The organism is Bacillus sp. 3255, from assembly GCF_031456485.1.
Classification (GTDB): domain Bacteria; phylum Bacillota; class Bacilli; order Paenibacillales; family NBRC-103111; genus Paenibacillus_E.
The window spans coordinates 41,989-56,839 of record NZ_JAVDUS010000016.1 but is presented as its reverse complement, the minus strand read 5'-3'; the positions used below and the strand labels follow the sequence as shown (position 1 = coordinate 56,839).

General features: G+C 53.5%; 15 protein-coding genes. 13 read left to right on the top strand and 2 right to left on the bottom strand.

What is annotated here, in order from left to right; translation table 11 throughout:
* Positions 1-38 precede the first annotated feature (38 nt).
* Positions 39-788: a YtxH domain-containing protein gene (locus J2X61_RS22855; protein ID WP_310190817.1), complete on the bottom strand. Its 750-nt coding sequence runs from the start codon at positions 786-788 to the stop codon at positions 39-41.
* A 230-nt stretch (positions 789-1,018) separates the two neighbouring features.
* Here J2X61_RS22855 and J2X61_RS22850 point away from each other — a divergent pair, with 230 nt between their 5' ends.
* The 6 genes from J2X61_RS22850 (at position 1,019) to rsbW (J2X61_RS22825) (ending at position 7,370) form a co-directional block, all read left to right on the top strand.
* On the top strand, positions 1,019-2,155 hold the full coding sequence (locus J2X61_RS22850; protein WP_310190815.1) for a PP2C family protein-serine/threonine phosphatase: 1,137 nt from the start codon (positions 1,019-1,021) through the stop codon (positions 2,153-2,155).
* Positions 2,156-2,277: 122 nt separating this feature from the next.
* Positions 2,278-4,179, top strand: coding sequence for a 1,4-alpha-glucan branching protein GlgB (gene glgB / locus J2X61_RS22845; protein ID WP_310190812.1), 1,902 nt, complete (start codon positions 2,278-2,280; stop codon positions 4,177-4,179).
* Positions 4,180-4,186: 7 nt separating this feature from the next.
* The gene (locus J2X61_RS22840; protein ID WP_310190810.1) at positions 4,187-5,368 is read left to right on the top strand and encodes a glucose-1-phosphate adenylyltransferase; all 1,182 of its coding nucleotides are present in this window, start codon (positions 4,187-4,189) and stop codon (positions 5,366-5,368) included.
* A 27-nt stretch (positions 5,369-5,395) separates the two neighbouring features.
* On the top strand, positions 5,396-6,496 hold the full coding sequence (gene glgD, locus J2X61_RS22835; protein WP_310190807.1) for a glucose-1-phosphate adenylyltransferase subunit GlgD: 1,101 nt from the start codon (positions 5,396-5,398) through the stop codon (positions 6,494-6,496).
* Positions 6,497-6,624: 128 nt separating this feature from the next.
* Positions 6,625-6,957 carry an STAS domain-containing protein gene (locus J2X61_RS22830; RefSeq protein WP_274472146.1) on the top strand — a complete coding sequence of 111 codons (333 nt, stop codon included), beginning with the start codon at positions 6,625-6,627 and terminating at the stop codon, positions 6,955-6,957.
* Positions 6,954-7,370, top strand: coding sequence for an anti-sigma B factor RsbW (rsbW, locus tag J2X61_RS22825; RefSeq protein WP_310190804.1), 417 nt, complete (start codon positions 6,954-6,956; stop codon positions 7,368-7,370). The genes J2X61_RS22830 and rsbW (J2X61_RS22825) overlap by 4 nt, the downstream gene beginning before the upstream one ends.
* Before the next feature lie 200 nt (positions 7,371-7,570).
* Here rsbW (J2X61_RS22825) and J2X61_RS22820 read toward each other — a convergent pair whose 3' ends face one another.
* Complete coding sequence (locus J2X61_RS22820) at positions 7,571-8,026, bottom strand: Dps family protein (protein WP_274472148.1); 456 nt, start codon at positions 8,024-8,026, stop codon at positions 7,571-7,573.
* 162 nt (positions 8,027-8,188) lie between these two features.
* Here J2X61_RS22820 and J2X61_RS22815 point away from each other — a divergent pair, with 162 nt between their 5' ends.
* From J2X61_RS22815 to J2X61_RS22785, 7 genes are all read left to right on the top strand, one after another.
* Positions 8,189-8,644, top strand: coding sequence for a DUF948 domain-containing protein (locus tag J2X61_RS22815; RefSeq protein ID WP_274472149.1), 456 nt, complete (start codon positions 8,189-8,191; stop codon positions 8,642-8,644).
* Between the two features lie 15 nt (positions 8,645-8,659).
* Positions 8,660-9,028 carry an STAS domain-containing protein gene (locus J2X61_RS22810; protein ID WP_310190801.1) on the top strand — a complete coding sequence of 123 codons (369 nt, stop codon included), beginning with the start codon at positions 8,660-8,662 and terminating at the stop codon, positions 9,026-9,028.
* Entirely contained in the window at positions 9,025-9,483 is a 459-nt protein-coding gene (rsbW, locus tag J2X61_RS22805; RefSeq protein ID WP_274472151.1) for an anti-sigma B factor RsbW, read from the top strand. Before J2X61_RS22810 ends, rsbW (J2X61_RS22805) begins: the two co-directional genes overlap by 4 nt.
* The gene (locus tag J2X61_RS22800) at positions 9,480-10,250 is read left to right on the top strand and encodes a sigma-70 family RNA polymerase sigma factor (RefSeq protein ID WP_274472152.1); all 771 of its coding nucleotides are present in this window, start codon (positions 9,480-9,482) and stop codon (positions 10,248-10,250) included. Before rsbW (J2X61_RS22805) ends, J2X61_RS22800 begins: the two co-directional genes overlap by 4 nt.
* Positions 10,251-10,515: 265 nt before the next feature.
* Complete coding sequence (locus J2X61_RS22795) at positions 10,516-13,332, top strand: CHASE3 domain-containing protein (protein WP_310190796.1); 2,817 nt, start codon at positions 10,516-10,518, stop codon at positions 13,330-13,332.
* Complete coding sequence (locus tag J2X61_RS22790; protein WP_310190792.1) at positions 13,329-14,195, top strand: CheR family methyltransferase; 867 nt, start codon at positions 13,329-13,331, stop codon at positions 14,193-14,195. Before J2X61_RS22795 ends, J2X61_RS22790 begins: the two co-directional genes overlap by 4 nt.
* A gap of 114 nt (positions 14,196-14,309) precedes the next feature.
* Positions 14,310-14,843 carry a DUF1003 domain-containing protein gene (locus J2X61_RS22785; RefSeq protein WP_274472155.1) on the top strand — a complete coding sequence of 178 codons (534 nt, stop codon included), beginning with the start codon at positions 14,310-14,312 and terminating at the stop codon, positions 14,841-14,843.
* The last annotated feature ends 8 nt before the right edge of the window (positions 14,844-14,851 follow it).

Below are 14,851 nucleotides of genomic sequence, written 5' to 3'. Positions count from 1 at the left end.
GATTCCTCTCCTTTCGATGAGCAGGGGAGACGGGAAGCTTAATGCCTCCCGCTGAAGTAGGCGGGTTTGACCGACTGCATAGACGCAGTCGTATGCTTGGCGGCCTTATCGCCGAACTTGTCGCCAATCTCTTGCGCTTTATCGCCAGCATCGCGTGACAACGCCTGAGCCTTATCGCCGACCTTGTCGCCAATCTCTTGCGCTTTATCGCCGGCCTCGCGAGACAGCGCCTGAGCCTTATCGCCGACTTTGTCGCCAATCTCTTGCGCTTTATCGCCAGCATCGCGTGACAACGCCTGAGCCTTATCGCCGACCTTGTCGCCAATCTCGTGCGCTTTATCGCCGGCCTCGCGTGACAGCGCCTGAGCCTTATCGCCGACCTTGTCGCCAATCTCGTGCGCCTTATCGCCAGCATCGCGTGACAACGCCTGAGCCTTATCGCTGACCTTGTCGCCGATTTCCTGCAGCGTATCTCCGGCTTTCTGGCTCAAAGCCTGAGCGGTCTCGCTGGCCTTCTCAGTGAACTCTTGCATCGTATCTCCGGCCTTATCCGCCATAGCCTGCGCCTTATCGCTGGCTTTTCCGGCAAGCTCGTGCGTTTTTTGCCCTAAGGTGGAAGCGAGTTGGTTCATTTTATCGTTGATAGTCCGATAGGTGTTTGACAAGTCCTGCCGCATCTGTGCCCCCGCTTTAGGGGCTAACAACAACGAGGTTGCAGCGCCAACAGCACCGCCGATCAATAAGCCTAACCATAAACCGCCTCTGTTTGTTTCGACTGCTTCACTCATAAGTCATCTCTCCTTTTATTGGGGTAATGGGATCCTGCTTGCATACCTGCTTGTACCCTGCCGCCATTGTTTTGAAACAACGGCCTTCCCGTCGATCTGTCTTCGCCTGAGTGCATATGATTGAAATTTTCTGAAATGGGTAGTAATTTAGTGGAAGATCTTTTGGTAGTGAACTATGGTAAACTATGGTAAGGGTTTCTGTTAACTTTTGCCCGAAAGGGGTTCTACCGATGAGTATTGTCATTGTCGACGATAACGCCACGAATTTGCTCATTGTCGAGAAAATTTTGCTGAAAGCCGGATATACCGATCTCACGATGGTGTCCTCCGCCAAAGAGCTGTATCAATTACTGGATATGAATTCGCCCAGCCCGGTCGACGTGCAGGTGGATTTGATTCTTATGGATATGATGATGCCGGAAATCGATGGCGTGGAGGCTTGCCGCACGATTCAAGCAGACGCGAGGCTGCGGGATATCCCGATTATTTTCGTAACGGCCATGGGCGATTCCAACAAGCTTGCGGAAGCTTTGGACGCCGGTGCGCTGGATTATGTGATGAAACCGATCAATAAGGTGGAGCTTCTGGCCCGTATCCGGTCTACGCTTCGTTTGAAATATGAGAAAGATTGGCACAAGGAACGCGACAAGCGGATCAAAACCGAGCTCGACCTGGCGAAGCAAGTCCAGCGCAGCGTGCTCAGCAGCCCGATCGATCAGGAGAATATTCAAATCTCCGCCGTCTATAAGCCTTCTTCCGAGCTGGCTGGTGATTTCTACGCGTGGTATCCGGTCGGACCGGGCCGTTACGGGGTTATTCTGCTCGATATGATGGGACACGGGATTTCTTCATCGCTTGTGTGCATGTATATTTACTCGGCTTTGAAGGATACGATTGCGCATATCGGCGATCCGGAAGGCGTCATGCGGGAGCTGAACGCGAGGATGTATCAGCTGCATCAGCCGGATAGCTTGATCAATTACTATTTTACGGCGATCTATATGCTCATCGATACGGAGCAGCATACGATCGAATATGTCAATGCGGGGCATCCGGCCGGACTTGCGCTGGTGGACGGCGAGGCTCGCGAGCTGACGGAGGGATGCTGTGCAATTGGCTTTTTTGGGGACATAGAAGTGACGAAGGGCCGGCTGCGCTATGAGCAGGAAGCCCGGATCGTGTTGTTCACGGACGGTTTGTCGGAATGGCTGGATGAGGAAGAACGGGATGGAGTGGCAGCAATCAAGATGGGTTTGCTGTCCGCAAACGGGCACGACCCCGAAGGTTTTGTCGAACGGTTAGATGCCCGCGAACAAAGCGAAACGCCGCAGGATGATATGTGTCTTGTGATGGTGAGCGTCTCCTGAAAAATGTAGAGCAGAACGCACAAAATTACCCTGATAATGGGAAATTTGTGCGTTTTTTGTTTCAATCGGCCCAAGCGTGTGTAATAACGTGTATGAATTTAATCAGCGGGGAGGAATAGGGAATGACCATGGCCTCAGCACCCAATCCGGACGCGATTTATTTATTACACGAGGGTACGCAGTATCAAAGCTACCGATTTCTAGGGGCTCACATCGTAGAGAGGGATTCCGTTAGAGGCGTTCACTTCGCCGTCTGGGCGCCCAATGCGAAGCAGGTGAACGTATCCGGCAGCTTCAACGGCTGGGATGGCCGACATCATGGCATGACGGCCTCGGATGGCGTATGGACGCTGTTCATACCGGAGCTTGAGGAAGGTACGCTGTACAAATATGAAATTATCACACTGGACGATGAATGTTATTTGAAAGCGGATCCGTACGCCTTCTCTTCGGAGCTTCGCCCTGGGACCGCCTCCAGAGTTACCTCGCTGGACGGCTATGTTTGGCAGGACGGGGAATGGCTGTCCGGGAAAGCTGAGAGCGGGTTGTTGCGTCAGCCATTATTGATTTATGAAGTGCACTTGGGAAGCTGGAAGCGCAAGGAGGATGGGGGCTTCTACAGTTACGTGGAGATAGCCGACCAGTTGGTCGATTACGTGGCCGAACACGGCTTCACGCATATTGAGTTGATGCCGCTTGCCGAGCATCCGCTCGACCAATCGTGGGGGTATCAGGTGACCGGGTATTACTCGGTGACAAGCCGGTTCGGCACCCCGCAGGAGTTCATGTATTTGGTGGACCGCTGCCATCAGCGGGGAATCGGCGTCCTTATGGATTGGGTGCCGGCACACTTCTGCAAAGACGCGCATGGCTTGGCCCGGTTCGACGGAACGCCGCTGTATGAATATGCGGACAACCGCAAAGGAGATCATCCGACGTGGGGGACACACGTGTTTGATTACGGGAAGCCGGAAGTGCAAAGCTTCCTGATCTCCAATGCGCTATTCTGGATGGACGTTTATCATATCGACGGACTGCGGGTAGATGCGGTATACAGCATGCTGACACTGAATTTCGGCAGAAAGGCGGAGGACTGCATCACGAACGAGCAGGGAGGCGAGGAGAATCTGGAAGGCATCGCGTTTCTCCGGAAGCTGAATGCGGTCGTTTTCGCGAGATACCCGGATGCCTTGATGATGGCCGAGGACTCGAGCTCGTTTCCCGGTGTGACACGGGGGGGCGACCAGGGCGGATTAGGTTTCAATTACAAATGGAACCTGAGCTTCTCATGGCATACGCTCGATTACATGAAGAAAAGCGATGAAGAACGGACAGGCCTGAAGCCGCAGCTCACACATTCGCTGGAAGAGGCGCGGAAGGAGAATTACATTCTTCCTTATGCGCATGATGAAATGGTAGAGCCGGATAAATCGTTGCTTGGCAAAATGTCGGGAACCGACAGCTGGCAGCGCTTCGCAAATCTGCGCGTACTTTACGCTTACATGATCGCCCATCCGGGCAAAAAGCTGCTGTTCATGGGCAGCGAATTCGGCCAGATGCGGGAGTGGAGGCCTGAAGCGGCGCTCGACTGGGAGCTGCTGAAGGACCCGGCGCATGAACAGCTTCGGCAGTATACGGCGGCTTTGAACCATTTTTACATATCGGAGAAAGCACTGTGGGAGCAGGACTTCGACCCTAGCGGGTTCGAGGATGCAGACTTGGAGGGGGCCTCGGACGGGTTGGTGCAGTTTACCCGGCAGGGGAAGGACGATGAGGAGTCGTTGATGGTCGTCTGCAACTTTAGGCCGGAGCCGCATGAGGGCTATCGCATAGGGGTTGCCAAGCCTGCGCGGTACCAGGAAGTCTTTAACAGCGATCGGCACGAATATGGCGGTTCGGGCGTAATGAACGCTCCTGTCCTCATAGCCGAAGAATGGTCGTGTCAGAATCGTCCTTATAGTATTGCAGTTACGATACCGCCCCTGGCGGCAGTGATGTTCAAACAAACTCAAACGGAAGGATGAGATTCAGATGAGAAAGCAGGAATGTGTGGCTATGCTGTTAGCCGGAGGCGAAGGCAGCAGACTTCGTCCGCTCACCCAGCATATGGCGAAGCCGGCGGTTCACTTCGGAGGCAAATACCGGATTATCGATTTTGCACTAAGCAATTGCCGTCATTCGGGGATCGGTACGGTCGGCGTGTTAACGCAGTACAAGCCTGCCGCATTGCATGCGCATATTGGGAGCGGGGACGTCTGGGCCGGTGCCGGCAGCGGGGGAATTACGATTTTGGACCGGAAGGCTGGCGCATCCAATGCCTACTCGGGAACAGCGAATGCCATCTATCAGAATCTGGACTATCTTCGGGCGTATAACCCGAGCTATGTTCTCATTCTTTCGGGCGATCATATCTATAACATGGATTACCGCAAAATGCTGAAGCATCACCAGGCTTCGGGGGCCGACGTCACCTTGGCGGTTATGCCTGTCAAGTGGGAGGAGGCGAGCAGGTTCGGTATTGTTACCACTGATAAGCGGGACCGGATTACCGAGTTCGTCGAGAAGCCGTTCAGACCGCAGAGCAATCTGGCTTCGATGGGAATCTATATTTTTAACTGGAAGACTCTGCAGGCGAGCTTGGAACAGGATGCCGGGCATACGGCGTCAAGCCATGATTTCGGGCAGGACATTATGCCAGGCTTACTGGCCTCCGGCGTCCATCTATCCGCCTACCCATTCGAGGGGTATTGGAAGGACGTCGGCACAGTCGAGAGTCTCTGGGAGTCTCACATGGATTTGCTCGGCTATCATCCGAAGCTGCAATTGGAACCGGAGCTTTGGCCCGTACTGACCAGGCGGCGCAATCTTCCGCAGAGCCATGTGGCGCTGGATGCCCGTGTCAATAATGCGGAAATCGGCGATGGCGTGTCCATATACGGCAATGTCAGCCATTCCGTGCTGTTCGACGGCGTGAGCGTAGGCGATCACAGCCGGGTGCTGAACAGTGTAATTATGCCGGGCGTACAGATCGGGCGCCATGCACTCGTGCTGAATGCTATTGTCGGCGAAGGCTCTGTGATCAAAGACGGCGCCATCGTAGGAAAGCCGGGCGAACCCGGCATCACCGTGATCGGCGAACGCACGGTTGTGGGACGGGCTTACCCGGCTGCGCTTCCTGCCAAGCTGACGGGAACGCGGTTGAATTTCATTTAGCCCGCCGGGTCCGAAGGAGGATGCTTTATGGAACATGTTCTCGGTATGATCGACCTGATGAACGACGGGGCTCATTTGTCCGCGCTCACACGCTGCCGGTGTACAGGCGCCGTCCCCTTCGGGGGCCGGTACCGGTTGGCCGACTTTGCGCTGTCCAATCTGAGCCGTGCCGGCATTCGGAAGGTCGCCGTGCTGCCGAGTCCCAAAGCGGACTCGCTGCTTCGGCATATGGGAGACGGCCGTCACCATGGCCTCGAGACGCTGGAGACGCTGCATGAAGCGTATGGCGACTGGCCGTACGGCCGTAACTGCCTTGATGCGTTGCAATCCAGGCAGGAAACGTACGTGTTGATTGCACCCAGCAGCGTCATTTATCTATCGCCGTACGAGCGAATGATGGAGGACCATATCGGCAGCGGCGCGGACATTACCGTGCTCTACAAGCATTGGAGCGAGCTGGACTCTTATGCGCATATGGGACAAGCGTACCGCTTGGAGATGAACGAGCATGGCCGTGTGGTGCAAGCCGTCCCTGCCTATCATGCGCTGCCGGATCAATCGCCGCAAAATATCGGCTTGGACACGTTCATCATGAAGCGGGACCTGCTGATCGATCTCGGCCGGTTCCGAGCGAAGCAACAGCGCAGTCTGACTATGAGCGAGCTTGTGTGGGCTCACTTGGACGAGCTGGATGTGCATGGGTTCATGAACCATGGCTATGCCGCTAACATTGACTCCATCGATAGTTACTACGCTCACAGTATGCACCTTTTGCAGCCGCAAGGGTGGCGGCAGTTCATGCAGCATCAAGAGGCTGTTTACACACGGCCGAATGAGGAGCAGGCGATAGCCTGCCACCCGCAAGCTTTGATTCGCAATGCCTTCGTGGCGCCGGGCTGCCGGATAGAGGGGTATGTGGAGAACAGCATCTTATTCGCCGGCGTTGCCGTTCAGCCGGGTGCCCAAGTGCGTAACAGCGTTATTATGCACGATTGCGTCATCGAGGCGGGAGCGGTCTTGGACAAGGTGATTTTGGACAAAGAGGTCACGATTGAGCGGGAAACGGTCGTTCGCGGCGAGTACACCCACCCATATGTCGGTGAGAAGCACGGTGTATTGTCCTCGTAGCAGGATTGTTCGGCTGGTGAGCCGTTTTCCTGCAACTGCTTAAGAGGCCGGCCTCGCCGCAAAGCTTGTGTAAAGCTCGGACGCTTGTTACACTTGAAGGAGCAAAGACGATAAAAGGAGTGTGGCTCATGTCAACAGTCAAGTTCCAGATTGATCAGGAAGAATTGGAGACATCCATACAGCTTCATCTCCGCGGAGAGCTTGATTTGGCGGCGGCTCTAACGTTCCGCCATGCGCTCGAAGCGGTCGTGCAGCGGACCGACAAGGCATTAGTTCTCGAAGTAGGCGAGCTCAAATATATAGACAGCACAGGGATCGGCATTGTGGTCTCCGCCATGAAGATCCGGGACGAGTTGAAGGCGCCGTTCGCGGTGCGCAACGTTCCTTCCGGCATTAGACGGCTCTTCGATCTGACGGGTATCTCCGGATTTCTGAATGAAGGGATCGAAGGAAGCGCATGAATGTCGTTCGACTGCATATCCCCGCAGCAGCGGAATATTTGGATATCGTCAGGCTTAGCCTGTATGGTATTGCGTCCAAGATGGGCTTCTCTTACGAGGACATCGAGGATCTGAAAGTCGCGGTCTCGGAAGCCTGCAACAATGCGGTGCTTCACGGGGAGACCTCGTCTCCCGTAGGCCAGATCCAGATCAGCTATGAGCTGGGGGATGGCAAGCTGACCGTGAAGGTGAAGGATGACGGCCCCGGTTTCGACTACCAGTGGCCAGCGGAGCCGCCGGCCGTGCCGGCTTCCGGTCCGGTGAGCGAGCTGCAATCCGGAGGCCTCGGTATGTACTTGATGCAGGCACTGGTCGATGAGGTGTCCGTGAACACCGCACAGGGAACCGAAGTTACACTAGTGAAATATGTTTAAGACGAAAGCTCGCCCCAAATCGGTTCATACCGGCTTTGGGGTGAGCTTTTTGCTTATGGCAGGCCTGCAAGGTGGGCAGCAGCGGATATTGGAAGCTCTATGCTTGGTCCCGTGGTACTGCGGGGATTCGCCCAATAGCGAGCCGTATTTCCGCAACTCGCAAGAAAGGCTGTTCACCTACGGTGAACAGCCTTTCTTGATTATCCGAGATATGCTTGAAGCATCCAGCTGTGTTTCTCCAGCGAGGAGCGAATCCCGATCAGCATGTCCGCTGTTGGCTGGTCCTTGCTCTCCTCAGCCAGCTCGATGGCTTCGGTCAGCTCCGTGCAAACCGTGTTGAAGTCGTCGGCCAGCTGTTTCACCATGTCCCCTGCAGACGCCCCCTTAGCCGCTTCTTTGATGGAGGAGAGCTCCAGGTGCTCCTGCAGGGTCGCCGTCGGCACCGCACGCAGCGAGAGCATGCGTTCCGCGATGACGTCCAGATGGAGCGCAGCTTCGGTGTATAGCTCTTCGAATTTGATATGCAGCGTGAAGAAATTCTCGCCTTTCACATACCAATGATAGTTATGCAGCTTCATATACAGAATTGAGAAGTTGGCGACCTGCTTGTCCAGGATGTCGGTAACCGCGTTTGTTTTGGTTGCTGTTTTCACCATGAGTAATTCCTCCATTCATTGGGTAAGGTTGTTTCTTACTTTCTTACCATGTACGTACCCTGTGCGGTGACTTTTGAAACGATGCCGGAAATTTGTTCGGAGTGTTTCATCCGCGAAGGTTCGGGGTATTGATAAGTAATCAAGCAAACAGGGGTGATTGGTATGTTAGTCCAAATTAGCGCAGCCATTGCTGCCGTAGCGTTCGTATTCCTTGTCTTCTATCTCATCCAAACCTTGAAATCGCTGAAGCTTTCTTTGGATCAAATCACTCTGACAATGGGCCAGATGAAGGAAGAGGTATCGCAAATTTCTTCAGAAGTGCAGGATGTCATTCTCAATACGAATGAAATGGCTGTCGATGTTCGAGGGAAGCTGGCTAAGCTGAATCATTTGTTCAGCTCTGTGAACGATATCGGCCAAGTGATCCATGAGCTGACGAGCTCCGTGAAGCAATCGGCAACGGGCCTCATCGATGCCGTCAAGCAAACGCGCTTACCGACAGAAACGCCGGCACTCAGCCGGAAATGGCAAACGATTTGGCAAGGGGCTCAGGTTTCCTTGGAAATGTGGAAGAAATTAAAAGCGAAGAAATCACCGCACGTCGGTGTTATGAAATAGAGAGGAGTCAATCTTGTGAATATACGTAAATTTACCGTCTACAAACAAACGAATGATAAGGAAAATATCATATACTTGAGTGGGGAGCTTGATCTGTCTGCAGCCTCCGAACTGGCGGCCGTATTGGATTCCGTCGTCTCCCAGAAGGATCAGCAGCTGACCTTGGATCTCAAAGAATTAAGATACATCGACAGTACCGGCATCGGCATGTTCGTCTCCGTGCTCAAAGTTAGAGCCGCGATGGGCGCACCGTTCCGTATACAGCATATCCCGTCCCGAATCGGGCGCTTATTCGAAATAACGGGCGTCGCCCGCTACTTCGTCAACGGCGAGCTTCAACTGCAAACACAAGGTCAATCAGAAAGGAAAGAAGAAATCATATGAGCCCATACATCGGACTTACGATCCCTGCCCAAGCGGAATATTTGGATATTGTACGACTTACCTTATACGGAGTGGCTTCTAAAGCCGGCTTTTCGTTCGAAGACATCGAAGATATGAAGGTGGCGGTGGCGGAAGCTTGCAACAATGCGATATTACATGCTTATGAACATGCCCAGTCAGGGACAGTGGAGATTCGCTTCGAGCAGCAGGATGGCTGCCTGCAGATCGCCGTCAAGGACCAGGGTGCAAGCTTTCATTATGTGCAGAGGGATTCCGAGGCGGTTACCCTGCATCACAAATCGATCGGCGAAGCGGCGGTGGGAGGTTTAGGTATATTCTTGATGCAAGCGTTGATGGATGACGTACAGGTACGGACGAACAGCGGCCAAGGCACAGAGGTTGTCATGAAGAAGCAGTTGGCAGGGCAGCTGAACAGAAAAGAGGAGATGGTATGAATGCTAATGCATCGTCCTCCAAGCCTTTATATGACATGTATGTGAAGATGAAAATCTACAAGGAAACGTCTTGCCCAGAGACGGCTACGGAATTGCTGCTGCACTACGAACCGATCGTTCGTATGGCGGTCGGCAAAATGTCACGGAGCCGTCCTGATTTATATGAAGATTTGTTCCAAGTCGGGCAGATGTCGATGTTGAAGCTGTTCGCCCAATACGACAGCACGATGGATACGCCGTTTGAGGCCTATGCCATGAAAAGCTTGATCGGCCACTTGAAAAATTATTTGCGAGACAAGTCATGGTACATACAGGTTCCGAGACGGATCAAGGAGAAAGGGACGCTTGTTCAGCGGGCTCTGGATGAGCTGACCGTCCAACTTGAGCGCTCTCCGAATGTCGACGAAATTGCGGCTTATTTGGAATTGAGCGTAGAGGAGACGATTGAAATCCTGGCTGGGCGCGACTACTATCACTACACCTCGCTGGACACTCCGCTTACAAGCGAAGGCGACAGCGCGACGATCGGCGATATGATCGCCGGGGCGTCAGACGATTTTCAATCGATTGAGAGACGGATGGACCTCGAGGAGGCCATGACTTGTTTGAAGGAGGAAGAGCGCAAGGTGATCGGCCTCATCTACCGGGAGGGGCACTCGCAGCGGCAAATTGCCGACCAGTTGGGCATTTCGCAGATGAGCGTTTCCCGGATTCAGAAGCGGGCCATGGTGAAGCTGAAGGAGGTTCTTACACCGGGCAGCACATAGAAGGGGTTGCGGCTGGGCGATGAACTTGGTACATCGTTCCAGCCTTTCTTCGTATGTACCGAGTTAGGGGGATGCAGCAAGGCCTGTTCCCGTAGCGTTTGCACCTTGACAGGGCAGCTATCCGTCCATGATAAGAGGGGCCGATATTTTCTAGTATATGTCAGCTAGTGGGCGTACTCTTTCTCTCTACCTCCTTAATTATGGTATAGTGAGAATAGTAGAATGTTACCATAACGTTCTCTATGAACTGTGTTGGGAGGCAGCTATGAACTTATTTTTGCGTATGAATATCCGCACCAAAATCTTGCTGGGATATGTTTTTATTATCATATGCTTAGGCGTGGCAATTTTGATCGTAAGCAGCCGTGTCACTGCGCTGCAGAAGGAAGTTAACTTCATATCCAACCACGATTTGGAAGCCCACGATTTGATTAATGCGATTCAGAAAAATATGGTAGACATGGAAACCGGTATGCGGGGCTACATCATAACAGGGGACATCTTATATTTGGAGCCCTATGATACCGCCGGCAAAACCTGGCTCGACAATTATAATAAGCTGATGCAGCTTGTAGATTACAACCAGGCTCAGAAGCAAAGCCTGGAGGCGATCAAGCCGACGATTCAGAGCTGGATCCGTACGGCCGGCGATTATGTGATCAACTTGAAGAAACAAAACAATCAAGCTGCTATCGATGACTATTTTAAGCAAAACTCAGGAAAAAAGTTGATGGATCAGCTGCGCACGCAGTTCGATTCCTTTCTTGCCGCTGAAAAGCAGCTTACGGCTGCCAGGGCTCAGCAGCTGGCGCAAAGCAATTATAATCTTAAAGTCGTGCTTTTTACGCTGCTCGGCATTATTTCTATTTTTGCGATTCTCGTAGCGCTGCTGCTCTCCAACTCTATTACGAAGACGATTAAGCAGGTTACAACGATGATCCGCTATATTACCTCTTCCGAAGGCTCCCTGGAAACGAGGATCGCTGTTTCTACGCAAGATGAGATCGGTGAATTGGCGGGAGCGACGAATGATATGCTGGAGGACTTGGAGAAGCAGAACTGGATACAAACGAACATCGCGGAAGTAGCCACTCTATACCAGGGGATTAACGATGTGGGCTGTTTGAGCGAAGTCTTCATCAGCAGGCTTGCTCCAATGCTCGGCAGCGTCTATGGCGTTGTCTATCTCCGTGAGCAGCATGGGACCGATACCCGCTATGTGAAAATTGCCGGATATGCCGTATCCGGGGAAGCGGCTGCCGCCTCCGTCTTCAAGCCGGGCGAGGGCTTGATTGGGCAATGTGCGCTGGACCAGCGAATCTTCTTGATCGATAGTCTGCCGGAAGACCATGTGAAGATGACATCGGGCCTGGGGGCGTCCAAGCCGCGCAGCCTGCTGGTTGCGCCAATCCTTGTCGATGGCCGGACGGAGGCCGTCATCGAGGTGGCTTCGCTTCATTCGTTCCAGTCGCAGCACTTGACGCTGGTCGATTCGCTGCAGGAGAAGTTCGGCTCGGCGATTGCTAATGTACGCAGCCGAATGGAAGTCGAGCGGCTGCTGTCCGAGTCGCAGATGCTGACGGAAGAGCTGCAAGCCCAGTCCGAGGAGCTGCAGGCTCAATCGGAAGAGCTTCAGATGCAGCAGGAACAGCTGCGTATGACGAATGAATTCCTCGAGGAGCAGAACCATTTCTCCGAGCAGAAGGCGCTGGAGCTGAAGAAGGCGAAGGACGAATTGGAAGAGTACTCGCAGAAGCTGGAGACGAGCTCGCAATACAAGTCCGACTTCCTGGCGAACATGTCGCACGAGCTGCGCACGCCGCTGAACAGCATCATGATTCTCTCCCAAATGCTTGCCGAGAATAACGGCGATCTGCAAATGTCCGAAATCGTGGAGTACTCCCGTGTGGTGAATGCCGCCGGGAAAGACCTGCTGGCGCTTATCGACGATATCCTGGATTTGTCCAAGGTCGAAGCGGGCAAAATAGATATTATGACCGATGACTTCAATGTGACCGAGCTGCCGCAATTAATGAAGCTGATGTTCGCTCCGGTCGCGGAGAAGAAGGGACTGGACTTCGATGTCATCCTGGAGCCGGATGTGCCGAATGTCATTGCGACTGATGGTATGCGACTTCAACAGATCTTGAAAAATTTGCTGTCCAATGCGTTTAAATTTACGGAAAAAGGTTCCGTAACGATGAGAATCGCCTTGGCCGACCCTGGGCGTGTCAAGGAGCTGCTGCATCGGGATCCGGAGGAAAAGGTGCTGGCTATCTCGATTACGGATACCGGCATCGGGATTCCGATCGACAAGCAGCAGGTTATTTTCGAGGCGTTCCGGCAAGTGGACGGCACGACGAACCGCCAGTACGGCGGAACCGGGCTCGGGCTGTCCATTTGCCGCGAGTTTACGAAGCTGTTAGGAGGCTCCATCGTGGTGAAGAGCGAGCTTCACAAAGGCAGCACGTTCACCTTGTACGTACCGAATGCCAGGGAAGCGGATCCTCATGCGGCGAAGAACAATAACGCCCATCAAGGCGAGATCGCTGCAGCTGTTGAGGAGCGTTCGATCGTCTCGGTCTCCGTATCTGCCTCCGCCTCCGCACAAGAGCCGGAACAAAGCCGCACCGCGGCAGCGGTCGGGGACGAGCTGCTGTTGTCCGAAGCGGTTCACTCGGATGCCCAGTTGTTCCACGGCAAGAGGGTGCTGCTTGTCGATGACGACGCGCGCAACGTTTTCGCGCTTGTGACGGCGCTGGAGACGAAAGGCGTGACCGTGGACGTAGCGGAGCACGGCAAAGAAGCCATCGAGATGCTGGGCGAGCATGCCGAGTATGATCTCATTTTGATGGACATTATGATGCCGGTGATGGATGGTTACGAAGCGATGCAGACGATCCGGGGCGACATGCAGATGTCTGATTTGCCGATCATCGCCTTGACGGCTAAGGCCATGAAGAGCGAGAAAGAGAAATGTCTGGAAGCGGGCGCTTCCGACTATATTACGAAGCCTTTGAATATGGATCAGCTATTTTCGCTTATGCGTGTATGGTTAACGAAGCAGGTGAAGAAACGATGAATCGTAAGTCCATAGAGGAGCCCGTCACTCATGGGAAGCAAGCGTACGAGGACGAGCTGCAGAACATTGAGATTAACCTGCTGCTCGAAGGGCTCTATCAGATGTACGGCTTCGATTTCCGCCATTACGTTCGCTCTTCCTTGCGCAGGCGTATCCTTAACCGCATGAAAGCGGAGAAATTGCCGAATGTCACGGCGCTGCTGGGGAAGGTGCTCCATGAGCCCGGCTTCGTCGACCAGCTGCTGAATGACATGTCGATCCGCGTGACCGAGATGTACAGGGACCCGAGCTTTTTCCGCGCCTTCCGCAACTTGGTCGTTCCCGAGCTCAGGCGGTATCCCGAGATCCGTATCTGGCATGCAGGCTGCGCCACGGGGGAGGAAGTATACTCCATGGCGATTCTGATGCAGGAGGAGGGACTCGCGGAGCGAACGAAGATCTATGCGACGGATATGAACGAAAGAGCTATTGAAGCCGCACAGAAGGGCGCATTCCCGCTGAAGCAGATGCAGGCCTTCACGAAGAACTATTTGGACGCCGGCGGAACGAAGGCATTCTCCGAGTATTACACGACGGACCATCAGTATGCGTACTTCCAGCCGCTGATGAAGGATAATTTGATGTTCGCCCAGCATAATCTGGCGACGGACGGTTCCTTTAATGAGTTTCATGTGATTTTGTGCCGCAATGTCATGATTTACTTCGATAACCGGCTGCAGACTCACGTGCACAGCCTTTTTCACGGCAGCTTGGTATCCGGAGGGTACTTGGGCTTGGGCAAGAAAGAATCCATCCTATTCGTACCGGAGGGTGTGAACTACGAGGAGTTTGTTCCGCAGGAACGCATATACCGCAAGAAATGAACCGCAGGGGACTTCGAATGAAGAGCCCAAGCGGTTTTTTGCTGTTGTTTCGACCGCAGATCAGGCGGTTAATTTACTTCTAGATTGTATTTTGATATGAAAAGAGGGATAACGATGGGGAACGAGAAGAGACGGACCGGTGAGCGCATGCCGGAGAAATTGTTAAGAGAGCTGGATAACGAAACCGATGCCAAGCTGAATATCGAGCAGTTGGCCCGGATCACCGCCATGGTTCGCGAGTATCAGGGAAACATCAAGTCTCATCTGACGCATCAGCAGGAAAAGAAGTCGACGTGGGCCGACCGGCTGGCGGATCGCATAGCGTTTTTCGGAGGAAGCTGGACGTTCATTGTGTTCTTCGGCTTGTTTCTGGCAGCATGGATGGCGCTGAATCTGACTCGCTTGGCCTTCGATAAGCCTCCGTTCATATTGCTGAACCTGATTCTGTCCTGCATCTCGGCATTCCAAGCGCCTGTCATTCTAATGAGCCAGAATCGTCAAGCGGCCAGAGATAAGCAGGAGGCTATTCTGGATTTCGCCATTAATTACCGGGCGGAGCAGGAGAATATGGAGCTGAAGGAGCTATTGGAACGGCTGGACAGCAGATTGGAACGGATGGAGCAGCGTGTGTTGGACAAAATGCAGTGAGAGTGAAC